The 17,807-nt window shown below is 74.4% G+C and carries 12 protein-coding genes; 7 read left to right on the top strand and 5 right to left on the bottom strand.

What is annotated here, in order from left to right:
• Positions 1-86: 86 nt before the first annotated feature.
• Positions 87-1,919, bottom strand: coding sequence for a phospho-sugar mutase (locus NHG27_RS16555; RefSeq protein ID WP_193719349.1), 1,833 nt, complete (start codon positions 1,917-1,919; stop codon positions 87-89).
• A 1-nt stretch (position 1,920) separates the two neighbouring features.
• Positions 1,921-2,760 (bottom strand): purine-nucleoside phosphorylase, encoded by an 840-nt coding sequence (locus tag NHG27_RS16550; RefSeq protein WP_193719348.1) that lies wholly within the window; start codon positions 2,758-2,760, stop codon positions 1,921-1,923.
• 119 nt (positions 2,761-2,879) lie between these two features.
• On the opposite strand from NHG27_RS16550, the gene NHG27_RS16545 reads away from it, so the two are divergent.
• Positions 2,880-4,319: an NAD(P)H-quinone dehydrogenase gene (locus tag NHG27_RS16545; RefSeq protein ID WP_407671858.1), complete on the top strand. Its 1,440-nt coding sequence runs from the start codon at positions 2,880-2,882 to the stop codon at positions 4,317-4,319.
• On the opposite strand, the gene NHG27_RS16540 is transcribed toward NHG27_RS16545, so the two are convergent.
• Positions 4,256-5,320 carry a DMT family transporter gene (locus tag NHG27_RS16540; protein WP_497017022.1) on the bottom strand — a complete coding sequence of 355 codons (1,065 nt, stop codon included), beginning with the start codon at positions 5,318-5,320 and terminating at the stop codon, positions 4,256-4,258. The genes NHG27_RS16545 and NHG27_RS16540 overlap by 64 nt on opposite strands.
• Here NHG27_RS16540 and NHG27_RS16535 point away from each other — a divergent pair.
• Positions 5,319-6,728 carry an aminotransferase-like domain-containing protein gene (locus NHG27_RS16535; protein WP_497017021.1) on the top strand — a complete coding sequence of 470 codons (1,410 nt, stop codon included), beginning with the start codon at positions 5,319-5,321 and terminating at the stop codon, positions 6,726-6,728. The two genes, NHG27_RS16540 and NHG27_RS16535, sit on opposite strands and share 2 nt — an antisense overlap.
• Before the next feature lie 42 nt (positions 6,729-6,770).
• On the opposite strand, the gene NHG27_RS16530 is transcribed toward NHG27_RS16535, so the two are convergent.
• Complete coding sequence (locus NHG27_RS16530) at positions 6,771-9,650, bottom strand: endonuclease/exonuclease/phosphatase family protein (RefSeq protein ID WP_497017020.1); 2,880 nt, start codon at positions 9,648-9,650, stop codon at positions 6,771-6,773.
• A gap of 200 nt (positions 9,651-9,850) precedes the next feature.
• Between NHG27_RS16530 and NHG27_RS16525 the strand changes: the two genes are divergently transcribed.
• The 5 genes from NHG27_RS16525 (at position 9,851) to NHG27_RS16505 (ending at position 16,370) form a co-directional block, all read left to right on the top strand.
• Entirely contained in the window at positions 9,851-11,389 is a 1,539-nt protein-coding gene (locus NHG27_RS16525) for a CoA-acylating methylmalonate-semialdehyde dehydrogenase (RefSeq protein WP_497017019.1), read from the top strand.
• A gap of 34 nt (positions 11,390-11,423) precedes the next feature.
• On the top strand, positions 11,424-12,872 hold the full coding sequence (locus NHG27_RS16520; protein WP_497017018.1) for an aspartate aminotransferase family protein: 1,449 nt from the start codon (positions 11,424-11,426) through the stop codon (positions 12,870-12,872).
• Entirely contained in the window at positions 12,869-13,702 is an 834-nt protein-coding gene (locus NHG27_RS16515; protein WP_497017017.1) for a nitrilase-related carbon-nitrogen hydrolase, read from the top strand. The genes NHG27_RS16520 and NHG27_RS16515 overlap by 4 nt, the downstream gene beginning before the upstream one ends.
• A 78-nt stretch (positions 13,703-13,780) precedes the next feature.
• Entirely contained in the window at positions 13,781-15,247 is a 1,467-nt protein-coding gene (hydA, locus tag NHG27_RS16510) for a dihydropyrimidinase (RefSeq protein WP_497017016.1), read from the top strand.
• 16 nt (positions 15,248-15,263) lie between these two features.
• Positions 15,264-16,370, top strand: a complete 1,107-nt coding sequence (locus NHG27_RS16505) for a TIGR03842 family LLM class F420-dependent oxidoreductase (protein WP_193719341.1) — start codon at positions 15,264-15,266, stop codon at positions 16,368-16,370.
• A 15-nt stretch (positions 16,371-16,385) separates the two neighbouring features.
• Here the strand turns inward: NHG27_RS16505 and efeB are convergent, their stop codons facing one another.
• The gene (efeB, locus tag NHG27_RS16500; protein ID WP_497017015.1) at positions 16,386-17,804 is read right to left on the bottom strand and encodes an iron uptake transporter deferrochelatase/peroxidase subunit; all 1,419 of its coding nucleotides are present in this window, start codon (positions 17,802-17,804) and stop codon (positions 16,386-16,388) included.
• Positions 17,805-17,807: the final 3 nt, after the last annotated feature.

Below are 17,807 nucleotides of genomic sequence, written 5' to 3'. Positions count from 1 at the left end.
GCTCCCGGGGAGCGGGGCGACGGCCTGCGTCGCACGGTCGGCCGAACGGGACGGTCGCTGTCGCGACCGCGGGCGGACCGACCCGGTCAGATCCCGAGCGCCGCCGCGACGTCCGCGCGGACCTGGTCGAGACGCGTCCGGGCGAAGGCCCGGGCTGCCGTGAGGTCGTCGTAGCTCGCGTCCGGGGCGACCGGGACGATGACCTCGAGATAGCACTTGACCTTGGGCTCGGTGCCGCTGGGGCGCACGATGACCCGCGTCCCGTCCGCCGACAGCAGCCGCACGCCGTCGGTCGGGGGCAGGCCGTCGAGCCCCTCGGACAGGTCGAGGACCTCGGACACCCCCGAGCCTGCGAGGGTTCGCGGGGGAGCCGCGCGCAGGCGCGACATGGCGGCCGGGATCTCGTCGAGGTCCGTGAACCGGGCCGAGAGCTGGTCGGTCACGTGCAGGCCGTGAGCGCGCGCGAGGTCGTCCAGGGCGTCGACGAGCGTGCGCCCCTCGGCCTTGAGCCGGTTCGCGAGCTGCGCGAGGAGGAGGGCCGCGCTGATGCCGTCCTTGTCGCGCACGTCCTGCGGGTCGACGCAGTAGCCGAGCGCCTCCTCGTAGCCGTAGACCAGGCCGTCGACGCGTGAGATCCACTTGAACCCCGTGAGCGTCGCGGAGTAGCCCAGGCCGTGGCTCTCGGCGATCTTGCGCAGCAGCCGCGAGGACACGATCGAGCTCGCGAAGAACGGGGGCGCTCCGTCGGTGCCCCCGGCCCCGCCGGGCGTCGCGCGCCTGCCGATCTCCTCACCCAGCAGCGAACCCACCTCGTCGCCGTGCAGCATGCGCCACCCGTTCGAGCGGGCGGTCTCCGCCCCCTGGTACGTCCCGACACGAGGGTCGTACACCGCGAGCGCGCAGCGATCCGCGTCGGGGTCGTTCGCGATCACGAGGTCCGCCTTGGCGTCCTGCGCGTAGGCGAGCGCGAGGTCGATCGCCCCCGGCTCCTCCGGGTTGGGGAAAGCCACCGTGGGGAACAGCGGGTTCGCCTCGAACTGCTCCGCGACGCTGATGACGTCGGTGAACCCCGCATCCTTCAGGACCCGGTCGAGCACCTCCCCACCCACGCCGTGCAGCGGGGTCGCGACGATGCGCAGGTCGCGCGCGGCGCCGTCGGACAACCGGCCCACCGACTCGACGTAGCCGAGCGCGAGATCGCGCCCGAGGACCGTCCAGCCGTCCGTCGCGCGCGGGACGCGCGCGGCCACGGGCGCGCGATCGATCGCGGCCGCGATCTCGGCGTCGTACGGGGGGACGATCTGGGCGCCCTGCCCGGAGTCCGTGACCACGCGCCCACCGAGGTACACCTTGTACCCGTTGTCCGCGGGCGGGTTGTGGCTCGCGGTCACCATGACGCCCGCGTCGGTGCCCAGGTGGCGCACCGCGTACGCGAGCACGGGCGTCGGCAGCGGGGAGGGCAGGATCGACGCCTCGAGGCCCGCGGCCGTGAACACCGCCGCGCTGTCGAGCGCGAACGTGTGCGAGTGGTGGCGGGCGTCGTACCCGATCACCACCCGGGGCGTCTGCCCCGGGAGGGCGTCCCGCAGGAACGACGCGAGGCCCGCCGCAGCCCGGATGACCACGGCCCGGTTCATGCGGTTGGGGCCCGCGGCCATCTCGCCGCGCAGCCCCGCCGTGCCGAACTGCAGGGTGCCGGCGAAGCGGTCACGCAGCTCCGCCCGGGCGCGGGCGCGCAGCTCGTGGTCGCGCGGGTCGGGGGAGTCGGCCTCGGCCAGGAGCGTGCGCAGCTCGGCCTGGTCGCGCGGCTCGGGGTCCGCCTCGATCCAGGCCTCGACCTGCTCCAGGAAGGTCGCGTGGTCCTGCCCCGACTCGTAGCCGGGGTCGTCCACGTCGAGGTAGTCGGGTCGGTTCGTCATGTCACACCAGCTTCGCGATCTCGGCGAGCAAGGAGCTGATCCGGGGGCCGGCCGCCTGGCCCGCCTCGATGACCTCGCCGTGCGAGAGCGGCGTCGGGCTGATGCCCGCGGCAAGGTTCGTCACCAACGAGATGCCCAGGACCTCGAGCCCCGCGTGCCGCGCGGCGATGGCCTCGAGCGTGGTCGACATGCCGACCAGGTCCGCACCCAGGATGCCAGCCATGCGGACCTCGGCGGGGGTCTCGTAGTGCGGGCCGGGGAACTGGGCGTACACGCCCTCCCCGAGCGACCCGTCGACGGACCGCGCCAGGTCGCGCAGGCGCGGGGAGTACAGGTCCGTCAGGTCGACGAACGTCGCGCCCTCGAGCGGGGACGTCGCCGTGAGGTTGATGTGGTCCCGGATGAGCACCGGGGTGCCCGGACCGTGGTCGAGGTTGAGACCGCCGCAGCCGTTCGTCAGGATCACGGTCTGCGCGCCGGTCGCGGCCGCGGTACGCACCCCGTGCACGACGTGGCGCACGCCCTTGCCCTCGTACAGGTGGGTGCGCGAGCCGAGCACCAGTGCGTGGCGGACCGAGCCGTCGGCCCGCTCGATGCGGATCGAGCGCGTCGTCGCGACGTGGCCCGCGACCGCGGGCTTCGAGAACCCGGGGATCTCGTTCGTGGGGATCTCCGCGACGACGTCGCCCAGGAGCTCGGCCGCCCCGCCCCAGCCCGAACCGAGCACGAGGGCGACGTCGTGGCCCTCGATCCCGGTGGCTTCGGCGATGTGGTCCGCAGCGGCGCGGGCCACGAGGAACGGGTCGGTCGTGGGGTCGTCGAGAGACAAGGTCGTCGTCATAGGACGAGGCTAACCGTTCTGAGGCCCCGCGCCGCCCGGAACGCCCGTCGTCGCCCCGGCCGGTCGGCTTGTCCGCATGCTGACACGAAACCTCCTCGGATGCTGACAGAATGGCACCCGTGACGAACGAGAACCCCGACCTGCAGGCCACCCGCATCGTGATCCTGGGCGGTGGACCCGGAGGCTACGAGGCGGCTCTCGTCGCCCGACGGCTCGGCGCCGACGTCACGGTCGTCGAGCGCCAGGGGCTCGGCGGTGCCGCCGTCCTCACCGACGTGGTCCCCTCCAAGACCCTCATCGCGACCGCCGACTGGATGACGATCGCCGACCGTGCCGCCGACCTCGGCATCCGGCTCCCCGTGGACACCGCGAAGGCCGCGCACCCCGCGATGCGCCGCCACATGGTCGACCTCGACGCCGTCAACACGCGCGTCATGGCGCTCGCGGCCGCACAGTCCGCCGACATCCACGCACGCCTCGAGCGCGAGGGAGTGCGCGTGCTGCTCGGCCAGGGCCGGCTCGACGGGCCGTCGCGCGTGCACGTCACGCTCCAGGAGGACGCGGAGGAGGTGCTGGTCGAGGCCGACGTGATCCTCCTCGCGCTCGGCGCGACCCCGCGCGTCCTGCCGACCGCCGTCCCGGACGGTGAGCGCATCCTCACGTGGACCCAGCTCTACAACCTCAAGGAGCTCCCCGAGCGCCTGATCGTCGTGGGGTCCGGCGTCACGGGCGCCGAGTTCGCGGGGGCCTACAACGCGCTCGGGTCGGACGTCGTGCTCGTCTCGAGCCGGGACCGCGTGCTGCCGGGCGAGGACGCCGACGCGGCCGAGCTCATCGAGGGAGTCTTCCGCTCGCGCGGCATGACCGTCATGTCCCGCACGCGCGCCGAGGCCGCGGTCCGCACCGAGGAGGGCGTCGAGGTCACGCTCGCCGACGGGCGGGTGGTCAAGGGATCGCACGTGCTCCTCGCGGTCGGGTCCATCCCCTCGACCGCGGGCATCGGGCTCGAGGAGGCGGGAGTCCGCCTGACCCCGGGCGGTCACGTGCAGGTCGACAAGGTCTCGCGCACCTCGGTGCGCGGCATCTACGCGGCCGGTGACTGCACGGGCATCCTGCCGCTCGCCTCGGTCGCGGCGATGCAGGGTCGCGTGGCCATGTCGCACGCGCTGGGTGACGCGGTGAGCCCCATCAAGCTGCGCACGGTCGCGGCGAACATCTTCACGGCCCCCGAGATCGCGACCGTCGGGTACGGCGAGGAGAAGCTCAAGGAGCAGGGGTCGCGGTACGTGACCACGACCCTGCCGCTGGCCCGCAACCCGCGCGCGAAGATGCTCGGCATGCGCGACGGGTTCGTCAAGCTGTTCGCGCACCCCGAGGCGAGCGTCGTCCTGGGCGGCGTGGTCGTCGCCCCGCGCGCGAGCGAGCTCATCTTCCCCATCACGCTCGCGGTCGCGCACCGTCTCACGGTCGACGACGTCGCCGAGGCCTTCACGGTCTACCCGTCGCTGTCGGGGTCGATCGCGGAGGTCGCTCGCATGCTCCACCACCGCGAGGACTGAGGCGCAGGCGCCGTCGGTCCGTCGAGGCGTCGGGCCGACCGGCTGCCCCGGCGGGGGCGCGCGGGACGCCGGTGCGACCGGTCGCCCGACCGGCCCAGGCGGGTGCGGACGGCGAGGCCCGCGCACAGCACGACCGCGAGGCCTCCCGCGACGGTCTGCCAGTTGAGGGGTTCGCCCAGCAGGAGCGCGGCCCACGTGATGGTCAGCACCGGCTGGACGAGCTGCACCTGGCTGACGTGGGCCATGGGGCCGATCGCGAGACCGCGGTACCACGCGAAGAAGCCGAGGAACATGCTCACCACCCCCAGGTAGGCGAACGCGGCCCACTGTGCCGGGGTCCCGACGGGCACGAGGTCCGCGACCGATCGGACCGTGAGCACGAGCATCAGGGGTGCGGCGAGCACGAGCGCCCACGACACCGTCTGCCACGAGCCGAGCTCGCGGGCGAGCAGGCCGCCCTCGGCGTATCCCGCCGCGGCGGCCACGACCGCACCGAACAGCAGCAGGTCGGACCATCGCAGGGCGAGAGCGCCGCTGCCCTGGATCGCCGCGAAGAGGACGGCCGCGGCGGCGCCGACGGTGGCGAAGGCCCAGAAGGAGCCCGCCGGCCGTTCGTCGGTGCGGAGCACGACCGCGACGGCCGTCGCGGCCGGCAGTAGGGCGACGACGACCGCGCCGTGGCTCGCCGACGCGGTCTGGAGCGCGTAGGAGGTCAGGAGCGGGAACCCGACGACCACGCCGGCCGCGACGACCGCCAGGCGTGCCCACTGCGAGCCGCGGGGGAGGCGCTGGCGGGTCGTCGCCAGGGCGGCTGCGGCGAGGAGCGCGGCCACCACCGCGCGGGCCGAGCCCACGAACAGCGGTGGCAGGCCATCGACGGCGACCCTCGTGAACGGCACCGTGAACGAGAAGGCCACGACGCCCAGGAACCCCCACCAGAGGCCGGGCAGGCGGGATAGCGCAGGGCGCTTCTGACCGATAGCGCTACTGTGTTCTCTCATGAACGACGATAGCAGTGGTCGCATCGTGGCAGCGCTCCGGCGGTGGATCGACGACGCCCCACCCGGCGCGCAGCTCCCGTCGAGCCGCGCCCTGAGCGCGGAGCACGGCGCGAGCCCGGTCACGGTGGCCAGGGCGATCCGGACCCTGGTCGCGCTCGGGCTCGCCGAGACCCGACCGGGCGTCGGGACGTTCACCCGGCTCGTGCGGACCCCACGGCCCGTCGACCACGCGTGGCAGACGGCAGCCCTGGGGGCTCCGCACGGACGCGCCACGCGGCTGTCCGGGACGCAGCGCACCGCGGCCCCCGACACCATCGGCCTGCACTCCGGGTACCCCGACCGCGACCTGCTCCCCGAGCGGCTCGTCCGGGCGGCGACCTCGCGCGCCTCCCGGACGGACGCCGCCCTGACCCGAGCCCCGGTCGCGGGCCTGCCGGAGCTCCGGTCGTGGTTCGCGACCGAGCTCGCGGCCTCCGCGCCGGTCGGCGTGACGCCCGCGACGGCCCGCGACGTCCTGGTCCTCCCGGGCAGCCAGAGCGGCCTGAGCTCGATCTTCCGGGCCGTGGTCGGTGCCGGTCGGCCCCTCGTGATCGAGTCCCCGACCTACTGGGGGGCGATCCTCGCCGCGGCCCAGGCGGGCGTCACCCTGGTCCCGGTCCCTTCCGGGCCGCACGGACCCGACCCCGACGACGTCGACCGCGCTCTCGGGTCGAGCGGTGCCCGAGCGTTCTACGCCCAGCCCACCTACGCCAACCCGACCGGGGCGCAGTGGTCCGCACGGCTCGGCCGCGACGTGCTCGACGTCGTCCGCCGGCACGGCGCGTTCCTCGTCGAGGACGACTGGGCGCACGACCTGGCGATCGACACCGATCCTCGCCCGGTCGCCGCGTACGACGACGACGGGCACGTGATCTACCTGCGCTCGCTCACCAAGAGCGTCTCGCCCGCGCTGCGGGTCGCGGCCGTGGTCGCCCGGGGCCCTGCACGCGACCGCATCCAGGCGGACCTCGGAGCCACCTCGATGTACGTCAGCGGGCTCCTGCAGGCGGCTGCGCTCGACGTCGTGACCCAGCCCGCCTGGCGCAGCCACCTGCGTGGCGTCCGCCCCCGGCTCCGAGCGCGCCGTGACCTGCTCGCCGAGGCGTTGCGTGAGCACGTCCCCGAGGCCACCCTGGACCGCGTGCCGGCCGGTGGGCTGAACCTGTGGCTGCGCCTGCCGGACGGGACCGACCTCGACCTGCTCGTGCGGGAGTGCGAGGCCCGCGGCGTGCTCGTCGCCCCGGGCGGGGAGTGGTTCCCCGCCGAGGCCCCGGGACCCTGCGTCCGGCTGAGCTATGCCGGTCCTGACCCGGACCGCTTTCCCGAGGCCGCCCGGGTGATCGGCGAGGCCTTGCGCGCTGCGCGCTGAGTCCGGGCTGCCCGGGCTGCCCGGGCTGCCCGGTCAGCCCGGTCAGCCCGTGGTCTCCGGGGCGGCCGCCTCCTTCTCCTCCCCGGGCCGGACGACGGCCACGAGCGGGCGGTGGTCCGACGAGACGTCGTCGAGGACCTGGAAGCGCTCGAAGGCGAGTCCCGAGCCGAAGACCCAGTCGATCCGGTGGCGCGGCGCCGTGGCGGGGGACGTGAGGTCGTCCGCGTTCCCTGCGTCGTCCTGCCCGCTGAGCAGACCCCGGGACTCGACCAGGTCGATCTCCTCCCAGCCGGGCTCGGCGTTGAGGTCGCCGGCGAGCACGAACGGCCCGTCGACCGGTTCGGCGGCGAAGAGGGCGTCGAGCTGGTCGAGCCGGGTGGGAGTGTTCTCGCGACGGTGCTGCAGGTGCACCGAGGTCACGCGCACGCCCTCGGACCAGGTCGCGTCGGACCCGTCGACGGGTGTCACGGTCGCGGAGATCGCCGACCGGTACTGGGGCCCGGCGCCGTAGGGCAGTGCGAGCCGCGAGACGTCGGCCACGGTGACGCTCGCGGGGTCCCACAGGATCGCGTTCCCGAACTGCCGGTCGGCCGCGCCGACGAACACGACCTCCATGTCGGTGGCGCGGGCGAGGTAGGTCGCCATGTCCACGCCACCGCCCAGCACCCAGCCCCGCGAGACCTCCTGGAGGGCCACGACCTGGGCGCCCGATCCCCGGATCGTCGCGGCGACCTGGTCGAGCTCGACCGACGGCGTCGCGCTGACCCCGTAGTGCAGGTTCCAGTCGAGGACGACGAGTCCCTGCTCGGTGCTCGTCGCGGCTGCCGGGGCGTCGTCGGGCAGGTCGATCGACTGCACGACGACCCCGCCCGCGGCCAGGACCGCGACGCCGGCGACCACCGGGAGGGCCACCCGCACGCTCGGCGGCGCGACGCGCGCGGCGGCCGCGGTGCCCGCCGCGGCCGCAGGGAGCGGCGGCGTGCGGCGCAGCCCGGCGAGCGCCAGCACGAGCGCGACCACGACCGGCACCACGGCGTTCGGCACGGGCAGGGGCACGTCGTAGTCGAGCTGGTAGACCAGCAGGGGGAGGATCAGCCCCAGCCCGACGGCGGTGCTCGCCCCGGCCAGGCGCAGCCAGCCGATGTCCCGGGCAGGCCGGGTCAGGGCGTGCACGACGGCGTCGGTCGAGGCGACCGCCAGGCCGACGACGCAGATCAGGAGGGCCCAGGAGAGGAACCCGTCGACCTCCTCCGTCCGGCCCGGCAGCACGAACACGACGACCGTCACGGCGAGCATGGCCACGAGGTCGGCCACCCTGCCCAGCAGCGCGAGGACGGCGCTGCCGCCCGGTCGGCTGGACCGTGCGGTCCCCCGGACGGTGGTCAGGCCGACCAGCAGCGCGGCGACCGCGACGCCTCCGGCAGCCACGGTCAGGGGGAGGCCCGTCTGCGCGGAGACGAAGGCCGGGTTGCCGAACACCATGATGCCCAGCGCGAGGTACGGGCCGAGCACCCAGAGACCGCGGGCCCCGGGCGCGGCCGTGTCGCGGCGCAGCAGCCACGCCGCGACCACGGCGAGGCCGCCGAGGGCGAGTGGGCCCGCCCAGGCGAGCAGGCCCGTGCGCCAGTAGGCGTCCCACGTGCCGTACAGCAGGCTCACGCCCGCGGCACCGAGGACGCCCAGTGCGACGCCCAGCGCGACCATGCGTCCGTTCGCGAGCGGCGACCACGCGCCGCCGACCCTCTCGGGGGAGTCGTCCCCCGGGACGGGACGGACGCCGCTCACGAAGCCGGCCACGATGACGAGGGTGGCCACCGCGAGGGCCGTACCGCCGAGCCCCAGCCCGTAGCGGGCGGAGCCGAGCGTCCCCTCGGACCCGGCCGCGATGCCGAGGCCCTGCAGCCCCAGGCGCCATGCCACGAGGGCCAGGACGGCGCCGAGCGTGACCCGGCCGGAGATCGGGAGCCGGGCCGCGATGATCGTCACCGCGAGCGCCGGTGCCGCGTAGGTGACCAGGGCGGTCCCGGCGGCGACGACCACGCCCGCGGAGAAGGCACGGTCCAGCAGGGGGCCGCTCGCCCGGATCATCTCGACCGCGAGCGCCGTGACCACGGTGAGCAGGAGCAGGCGGGCGGCGTTGCCGCGGCCGAGCCGGGTCACGTGGCGGGCCGCGTGGGAGAGCTGGCGCCTCGTGGGGAACGGCGTCGCGGAGCCGGAGCCGGAGCCGGAGCCGGGGGCGGGCAGGGGCGCGACCGCATCGGGGGTGGCCAGGGCCCCGGGGGCGGCGCCGGTCGGCGTGGGGGCGACGAGGGGGGTGGCCGCCGGGGCCGTGACGGGGCCGACGGCGCCGACGGCGACTGCGGGGGCGGCCGGGCGCTCGGCCGCGGCCGCGACGGCGGGGGTGGCCGGTGCGGCGTGCTCGGCGGGCGGGGTCGCGCCACCCTTGGCGGGCTGGGCCAGGGCGAAGCGTGCCGCGCGCTCGCGCCACGCGGAGACCGGCACCGGCGTCGGAGTCTCGGTCGGCACCTCGACCCGCTCCCACGCGGCGGCACCCGCCGGTGCCTGTTCCCGGGCGGTGGCCACGGTGTCCTGTGCCGGCCCGGTGCCGGTGTCCGCCCGGACCGCCGTGGTGCGTGCCGTGACCCGGCCGGCTGCGCCGGCGGTCGCGGGCGGGCCGACGGTGGGCGTCCCGGGCAGGGGCAGCGCCGCGGTCCGGGGGCGGGAGACCGGCAGCGTCCCGGTCGAGGGGGACGGCTGCCACGACGAGTCCGCCTGGCGCTCGAGCGCGGCCTGCTCGGCGGCGCGGCGCTCGGCGCGGGTGAGGGGCCGGGCGGGGTCGGCCTCGCGCCCGGTGGGAGGGGGGCCGGTCGGGGATCGGCGGTCGCCGGGGTCGGGGTCGTTCGTGCGGTGCTCGTCGGTCACGGCCCGACCGTACCCGGGGCCGGTGGCGCTGCGACAGTGGCGCACGGGACGCACACGGCGCGACGGGTGGCTTCACCCGACCGACACACCGGCCGACTATGACCGACCTCACATGAACGGGTCGCTCGTGCCACACTGAGACTCAGTCGTCGACGACCCGGGCCGCCGCTCACCGTGCCGTGCCCGGGAGGGAGGCCAGCATGACGAGCAGCACCCCCGTGCAGGACCCCGGGGTGGTCGGCCACGTCGTCGGGGGCCGACGGGTGGACGACGCCGACCGGTACGGTCCCGTCCACGACCCGTCGACCGGCCGCGTCACGGGGCGCGTGGCGCTCGCCTCGGCAGCGGACGTGGACGCCGCCGTCGCCGCGGCGCTCGCGGCCTTCCCCGGCTGGTCCCGGACGGGGCTGTCGCGTCGCGTCGAGATCCTCTTCGCGTTCCACGAGCTCCTGCGCTCGCACCGCGACGAGATCGCGCACCTGGTCTCGGCCGAGCACGGCAAGGTCGTGAGCGACGCCCAGGGCGAGGTGGCGCGCGCCCTGGAGAACGTCGAGTTCGCCGCCGGGATCCCGCACCTGCTCAAGGGCGGCTTCAGCCAGCAGGTCTCGACGGGGGTCGACGTGCACGAGGTGAGGCAGCCGCTGGGGGTCATGGCAGGCATCACCCCGTTCAACTTCCCGTTCATGGTGCCGCTGTGGATGATCCCGACGGCGATCGCGTGCGGCAACACGTTCGTGCTCAAGCCGAGCGAGCGCGACCCGTCGGCCTCGTTGCTCGTCGCGCGCCTCCTGTCCGAGGCCGGGCTGCCCGACGGGGTCGTCAACGTGGTCCAGGGCGACCGGGTCGCGGTCGACCGGCTCCTCGAGCACCCCGACGTCGCCGCGGTCAGCTTCGTCGGCTCGACCCCCGTCGCACGTCACGTGTACGAGACGGGCACGCGCCACGGCAAGCGTGTCCAGGCCCTCGGTGGGGCGAAGAACCACCTCGTCGTCCTGCCCGACGCCGAGCTCGACGCCGCGGCGGACGCTGCGGTCTCGGCGGGGTACGGGTCGGCGGGGGAGCGGTGCATGGCGATCTCGGTCGTGGTCGCGGTCGGCGACGTGGCCGACGCCCTGGTCGAGGCGATCCGCGTGCGTGTGCTGGGGCTCGTCGTCGGGCCCGGGAACGACCCCGCCTCCCAGATGGGGCCGCTCATCACGGCCGAGCACCGGGACCGTGTCGCGGCGCGCGTGGGCAGCGCTCTCGAGGAGGGCGCGCGCCTCGTCGTGGACGGACGCGACGGCCCGCCCGTCGGGCCGGGGCCGGGCGGCGAGGACACCAGCGGCGGGTTCTTCCTGCGTCCGAGCCTCGTGGACCACGTGCGGCCCGAGCACACCGTGTACCGCGAGGAGGTCTTCGGGCCCGTCCTCTCGGTCGTGCGCGTCGAGGCGTTCGACGACGCCCTGCGGCTCGTCAACGAGAACCCCTACGGCAACGGGGCCGCGATCTTCACCCGCGACGGGGGCGCGGCCCGCCGGTTCGAGGTCGAGGCGCAGGCCGGGATGATCGGCGTCAACGTCCCCATCCCGGTGCCCGTCGGCTACTACTCGTTCGGCGGGTGGAAGGGCTCGCTGTTCGGGGACTCCCACATGTACGGGCCCGAGGGCATCCACTTCGCGACCCGCACCAAGGTCGTCACCTCGCGGTGGCCGGACCCCGCGACCAGCAGCATCGACCTCGGCTTCCCGCGGACGCGGTGAGCGACGGGCCCGGACGAAGGGTGGTGAGGACCTGATGGCGGACACCGCGGGCGGGACGGCGCGCAGCGAGCGCGACGACGCCCACGTCTTCTACTCGTGGTCGGCGCAGGAGCTCGTCCGGCCCGTGACGGTCGCGGGCGGCGAGGGAGCCTGGTTCTGGGACACCGACGGGCGCCGCTACCTGGACTTCGCGTCGCAGCTCATCAACCTCAACCTGGGGCACCAGCACCCCGTGCTCGTGGGTGCCGTCCAGGCCCAGGCCGGACGGCTGGCGACGATCGCGCCGTCGTTCGCGAACCCGGTGCGCAGCGAGCTCGCGCGGCTGATCGTCGAGCGCGCCCCGGGCGGGGCCGACGGCGGGCTGAACCGCGTGTTCTTCACCAACGGCGGGGCCGACGCGGTCGAGAACGCGGTGCGGCTCGCCCGGCGCCACACGGGCCGGCAGAAGGTCCTGGCCGCCTACCGCTCCTACCACGGCAACACCGGCACGGCCGTGAGCGCCACGGGCGACCCGCGCCGCTGGCCCAACGAGGTCGACCCCGGTGTGCGGCACTTCTTCGGGCCGTTCACCTACCGCTCGTCGTTCGGGGCCACGACCGACGCCCAGGAGTGCGGCGCGGCGCTGCGGCACCTGCGCGAGGTCGTCGAGCTCGAGGGGCCCGCGACGATCGCCGCGATCCTGCTCGAGACCGTCGTGGGCACGAACGGGGTGCTCGTCCCGCCCGACGGCTACCTCGCCGGGGTCCGCGAGCTGTGCGACGAGCACGGGATCCTGTTCGTCGCCGACGAGGTCATGGTCGGGTTCGGGCGCGTGGGGGAGTGGTTCGCCGTCGACCACTGGGGCGTGGTGCCGGACCTCGTCGTCTTCGCCAAGGGCGTCAACTCGGGGTACGTGCCGCTCGGCGGCGTGCTCATCGCGGAACGCGTCGCCGCGAGCTTCGACCACGCGGCGTTCCCCGGCGGGCTCACCTACTCGGGGCACCCCCTCGCGTGCGCGCCCGGTGTCGCGAGCATCCACGTGTTCGAGGAGCAGGGCATCCTCGACCGGGTGCGCTCGCTCGGCGAGCGGGTCCTGGGAGCGCGGCTGCGTGACATGGCGTCGCGGCACCCCAGCGTGGGCGAGGTGCGCGGGCTCGGCTTCCTCTGGGCGATCGAGCTCGTCCGAGACCCCGCCACGCGCGAGCGCCTCGTGCCGTTCCAGGGGACCGCGGAGCAGAACGCCCCCATGGTCGAGGTCACCCGGGCCGTGACGGCGGGCGGCGTCTGGCCCTTCCCGCAGGTCAACCGCCTGCACCTCGCCCCGCCGCTCATCACGTCCGTCGAGGACCTCGAGCACGGCCTCGACGTCGTTGACGCGGCGCTCGACGTCGCCGACCGGTACGTCGTCGAACCCTCCGCCCACGGACGGCCCGGGTCACCGGCCGAGCACAACGGTCACCGCCCACGCCGCGCCCCGCCCCGCACACCCGAGGAGAACCCATGATCGTGCGAGCCGCCCTCACCCAGGTCCGCTGGACCGGCGACCAGGAGTCCATGGTCGCGGCCCACGAGCGGTTCACCCGCCAGGCCGCCGACCAGGGGGCGCAGGTCATCTGCTTCCAGGAGGTGTTCAACGCGCCCTACTTCCCGCAGGTCGAGGACGCCGCGTTCTACTCCTACGCCGAGTCCGTCCCCGGCCCGACGACCGAGCGCTTCGCGGCGCTCGCCAAGGAGCTCGGGATCGTGGTCGTGCTGCCCGTGTACGAGCTCGAGCAGCCCGGGATCCTCTACAACACCGCGGCCGTGATCGACGCCGACGGCAGCTACCTGGGCAAGTACCGCAAGACCCACATCCCGCACCTGCCCGGGTTCTGGGAGAAGTTCTACTTCCGCCCCGGCAACCTGGGGTACCCGGTCTTCGACACCGCGGTCGGGCGGATCGGGGTCTACATCTGCTACGACCGGCACTTCCCCGAGGGCTGGCGGGCGCTGGGCCTCGCGGGAGCGACCGTCGTCTTCAACCCCAGCGCCACGAGCCGGGGGCTGTCGAACTACCTGTGGCGGCTCGAGCAGCCCGCGGCGGCCGTGGCCAACGAGTACTTCGTCGGAGCCATCAACCGGGTCGGGTTCGAGGAGCTCGGGTCGAACGACTTCTACGGGACGAGCTACTTCGTGGACCCCGAGGGCGCGTTCGTGGGCGGGACGGCCGACGACCACGAGGAGGTGCTCGTGGTCCGTGACCTCGACCTCGACCTGCTGACCGAGGTTCGCAACCGCTGGCAGTTCTACCGCGACCGCCGGCCCGACGCGTACGGACCGCTGACGGCGCCCTGACGGCGGCGCCCAGCAGGCGCTCCGACCGCCCGGAGCCGGCTCCGGCCGGACCGACCGACGAACGAGAGGACGCACGTCATGGCACTGACCCTCATCACGGGAGGCACCGTCGTCGGGCCCACGGGGCGCTCGCGCGCCGACGTCCTGCTCGACGGCGAGCAGGTCGCCGCGCTGCTGCGCCCGGGCGACACGTCGCTCGGCGTGGACCTCGCCTCGGTCGCGGAGACCGTGGTCGACGCGACCGGCAAGTACGTGATCCCGGGCGGCGTGGACCCGCACACCCACATGGAGCTGCCGTTCGGCGGCACGGCCGCCTCGGACACCTTCGAGACCGGGACGCGCGCCGCGGCCTGGGGAGGCACGACGACGATCGTCGACTTCGCGGTCCAGCGCACCGGGGAGCGGGTCCAGGACTCGCTCGCCGCCTGGTTCGCCAAGGCCGAGGGGAGCTGCGCGATCGACTACGGCTTCCACCAGATCCTCGGCGGCGTCGACGACGACTCGCTCAAGGCCATGGACGAGCTCGTGACCGAGGGCATCACGAGCTTCAAGCTCTTCATGGCCTACCCCGGGGTCTTCTACAGCGACGACGGCCAGATCCTGCGAGCCATGCAGAAGGCCGCGACCAACGGGTCTCTGGTCATGATGCACGCCGAGAACGGCATCGCGATCGACGTCCTGGTGCGCCAGGCGATCGACCGCGGCGACACGGCCCCGGCCTTCCACGGCACCACGCGCCCGTGGGAGACCGAGGAGGAGGCCACGCACCGCGCGATCATGCTCGCGCGGCTCGCGGGCGCCCCGCTCTACGTGGTGCACATGTCGGCCAAGCAGGCCGTCGCCACGCTCGCCCGCGCGCGCGACGACGGCTGGAACGTGTTCGGCGAGACGTGCCCCCAGTACCTGTACCTGTCGCTCGAGGAACAGCTCGGAGCCAGGAGCGAGGAGTGGGGCGACTTCGAGGGTGCCAAGTGGGTCTGCTCGACCCCGCTGCGCTCGCGGGCCGAGGGCCACCAGGACGAGCTGTGGCGCTACCTGCGCACGGGCGACCTGTCCGTGGTGAGCACCGACCACTGCCCGTTCTGCATGAAGGAGCAGAAGGAGCTCGGGCTCGGCGACTTCTCCAAGATCCCCAACGGGATCGGCGGCGTCGAGCACCGCCTCGACCTCGTCTACCAGGGCGTCGTCGACGGGAAGATCTCGCTCGAACGCTGGGTCGAGCTGTGCTGCGCGACGCCGGCGCGCATGTTCGGGCTGGGTGGCCGCAAGGGAGTGCTCGCCCCGGGGGCCGACGCCGACGTCGTGGTCTACGACCCCGCCGGGCACACGTCGATCGGGTACACCTCGGACACGGACACCGCGCACGGGAACCGCAAGACCCACCACATGAACATGGACCACTCCGCCTGGGAGGGGTTCGAGATCGACGGGCACGTCGACGTCGTGATCTCACGCGGCAAGGTCCTGGTCTCCGACGGCGAGTACCACGGGCACCCCGGGCACGGGCGGTACCTGCGCCGCAGCACCTCGGCGTACCTGCGATGACGGGCCGGGAGCAGCCATGACCGCCGCCGGCACGGCCGACCGCCTCGACCTGGGCGTCGTCCTGCAGACCAACCCGCCCGCGTGGCGCGTCGTCGACCTCGCACGACGCGCCGAGCTCCACGGGTTCAGCCACGTGTGGACGTTCGACTCCCACCTGCTCTGGCAGGAACCGTTCGTCATCTACTCCCAGATCCTGTCCGCGACCCACCGCGTGACCGTCGGCCCCATGGTCACCAACCCCGCGACGCGCGACGTGACCGTGACCGCCTCGCTCTTCGCGACCCTCAACGACATGTTCGGCAACCGCACGGTCTGCGGGATCGGTCGCGGCGACTCCGCGGTCCGGGTGACCAACGGCAAGCCCGTGACCCTCGCCGAGCTGCGGGCAGCCGTCACGACCGTCCGGGGGCTCGCCGGAGGGCAGTCCGTCGAGTACCACGGCACGACCCTGCACCTGCCCTGGGCCCCCGACAGCCGCACCCCCGTCTGGGTCGCTGCCTACGGCCCGCGCGCGCTGGCGCTCGCGGGCGAGGTCGGGGACGGCTTCATCCTCCAGCTCGCCGACCCGGACATCGTGGCCTGGTCGATCGACGCGGTGCGCCAGGCCGCCGAGCGGGCCGGCCGCGACCCGGCCGAGGTGACCATCTGCGTGGCCGCACCCGCGTACGTGACGGACGAGACGCCGTCGGGCACGGGTGGGGACGGGCCCGCGGACGGGGCAGGGCGCTCGCTCGCGCACGCCTACGACCAGTGCCGCTGGTTCGGGGGCATGGTCGGCAACCACGTCGCGGAGATCGTCGCGCGCTACGGGGCGGGGGAGACCGCCGGTGCGGGAATCCCGGCGGCCCTGACCGACTTCGTCGCCGGGCGGGTCGACTACGACTACAACGAGCACGGGCGCGCAGGGAACACGCACACCGCGTTCGTGAGCGACGAGATCCTGGACCGGTTCTGCCTGGTCGGGCCGCCCGCGCGGCACGTCGAGCGGCTGCTCGAGCTCAAGGCGCTCGGCGTCGACCAGTTCGCGCTCTACCTCCAGCACGACGCGAACGACGAGACGCTCCAGGCCTACGGCGAGCTGGTCCGTCCTGCGGTCCAGGAGGCGGGCCGGGTCCGGGAATGACCCCCGGCCGGTGGGTCAGGCGAACAGCTCCTGACCCACGAACGCCCCCTCGTCCCCGCCCAGCGTGGCGCCCTCGGCGATCCCGCGCGGCACGGCCCAGATCCCGGAGCCCGTGTGCCGCAGGTACTCGCTCATGAGGTCGTGCTTGGCGAGGGCGTTCTGCATGGGCACGTACTGGGTCGCGGGGTCGCGCACGTACGCGAGGAAGAACAGCCCCGCGTCGAGCCTGCCCAGCCCGTCCGAGCCGTCCGTGTAGTTGTAGCCGCGCCGCAGCATGCGCGCGCCGCCGTTGCTCGTGGGGTGCGCGAGGCGCACGTGGGACGCCGGGTCGATGAGCGGGACGCCCCCGCGGCCCGCGGCCTCGAAGTCGGGCTCGGTGCGCTCCTCGCCGCCGGACAGCGGCGCCCCCGAGCCCTTGGTGCGCCCCACGATGGTCTCCTGCTCACGCAGGGGCGCGCGGTCCCACGTCTCGATCGTCATGCGGATGCGGCGCGCGACGAGGTACGAGCCGCCCGCGAGCCAGTCGGCCCCGTCGCCCGGCGCGACCCACACGTGCTCGTCGATCGCCGAGGACTCTTCGGACGTGATGTTGGCCGTGCCGTCCTTGAAGCCGAACAGGTTCCGGGGCGTGGGCTGAGCGGTCGTGGTCGAGGACGTGCGCCCGTAGCCGAGCTGGCTCCAGCGCACCGACGCGGTGCCGAACGCGATGCGCGCGAGGTTGCGGATCGCGTGGACCGCGACCTGCGGGTCGTTCGCGCACGCCTGGACGGCGAGGTCGCCGCCGCAGCGCGCGTCCTCGAGCATGTCGCCCGGGAAGTGCGGCAGGTCCGCGAGGAGATCGGGCTTGCGCCCGTCGAGGCCGAACCTCGCCGACCCGTCGGCGGCCGTGAAGAACGAGGGGCCGAACCCGAACGTGATCGTCAGCCCGGAGGCGGGCAGGCCCTCGGCCTCGCCCGTGTCGTCCGGCGGCGCGTCGTACGGTCCGGACACGGGCCCGAACTCCCCGGCGGGCAGGCCCTGCGTCATGCGCGAGGCCGCGAGCGTCCACGCGCGCAGCAGCGTGACCACCTCGTCGCGGTCCTGGGTCGTGACGTCCCAGGTCGCGAAGTGCAGGCTGTCCTGGACCGGGGTCGTGATCCCGGCCTGGTGCTCGCCCGTGAAGGCGAACGCGCCGTCGCCCTCGGCAGGACCTGCGCTCGGCGCGGAGTCCCGCGCCGAGGCGGTCGCGCTCCCGGCGAGGAAGCCTCCCGCGAGCCCCGCCCCGGCCAGCCCGACGCCGGCCATCCCCAGGACGGCTCGCCGCGAGATGCGGCGCGCCTCCCGGGGCGGCTCGGTCGGTCGCGTGGGGTCACCGGGTCCGGTGGTCCCACGGGGTGCGTCGGGCCCCTCGAGGGCGGAGGAGCCGGCGTCGGGCTGGTCTGGAGCGGTCGTCATGGT

This window comes from Oerskovia sp. 140933 (genome assembly GCF_059651515.1).
This window is presented reverse-complemented; position numbering and strand designations above follow the sequence as displayed.

Excerpts from the sequence above, each read along its gene's own strand:
- NHG27_RS16555 (WP_193719349.1), bottom strand. The coding sequence starts at position 1,919 with ATGACGAACCGACCCGACTACCTCGACGTGGACGACCCCGGCTACGAG.
- NHG27_RS16550 (WP_193719348.1), bottom strand. The coding sequence starts at position 2,760 with ATGACGACGACCTTGTCTCTCGACGACCCCACGACCGACCCGTTCCTC.
- NHG27_RS16535 (WP_497017021.1), top strand. The coding sequence starts at position 5,319 with ATGAACGACGATAGCAGTGGTCGCATCGTGGCAGCGCTCCGGCGGTGG.
- NHG27_RS16540 (WP_497017022.1), bottom strand. The coding sequence starts at position 5,320 with ATGAGAGAACACAGTAGCGCTATCGGTCAGAAGCGCCCTGCGCTATCC.
- NHG27_RS16525 (WP_497017019.1), top strand. The coding sequence starts at position 9,851 with ATGACGAGCAGCACCCCCGTGCAGGACCCCGGGGTGGTCGGCCACGTC.
- NHG27_RS16520 (WP_497017018.1), top strand. The coding sequence starts at position 11,424 with ATGGCGGACACCGCGGGCGGGACGGCGCGCAGCGAGCGCGACGACGCC.
- NHG27_RS16515 (WP_497017017.1), top strand. The coding sequence starts at position 12,869 with ATGATCGTGCGAGCCGCCCTCACCCAGGTCCGCTGGACCGGCGACCAG.
- hydA (WP_497017016.1), top strand. The coding sequence starts at position 13,781 with ATGGCACTGACCCTCATCACGGGAGGCACCGTCGTCGGGCCCACGGGG.
- NHG27_RS16505 (WP_193719341.1), top strand. The coding sequence starts at position 15,264 with ATGACCGCCGCCGGCACGGCCGACCGCCTCGACCTGGGCGTCGTCCTG.
- efeB (WP_497017015.1), bottom strand. The coding sequence starts at position 17,804 with ATGACGACCGCTCCAGACCAGCCCGACGCCGGCTCCTCCGCCCTCGAG.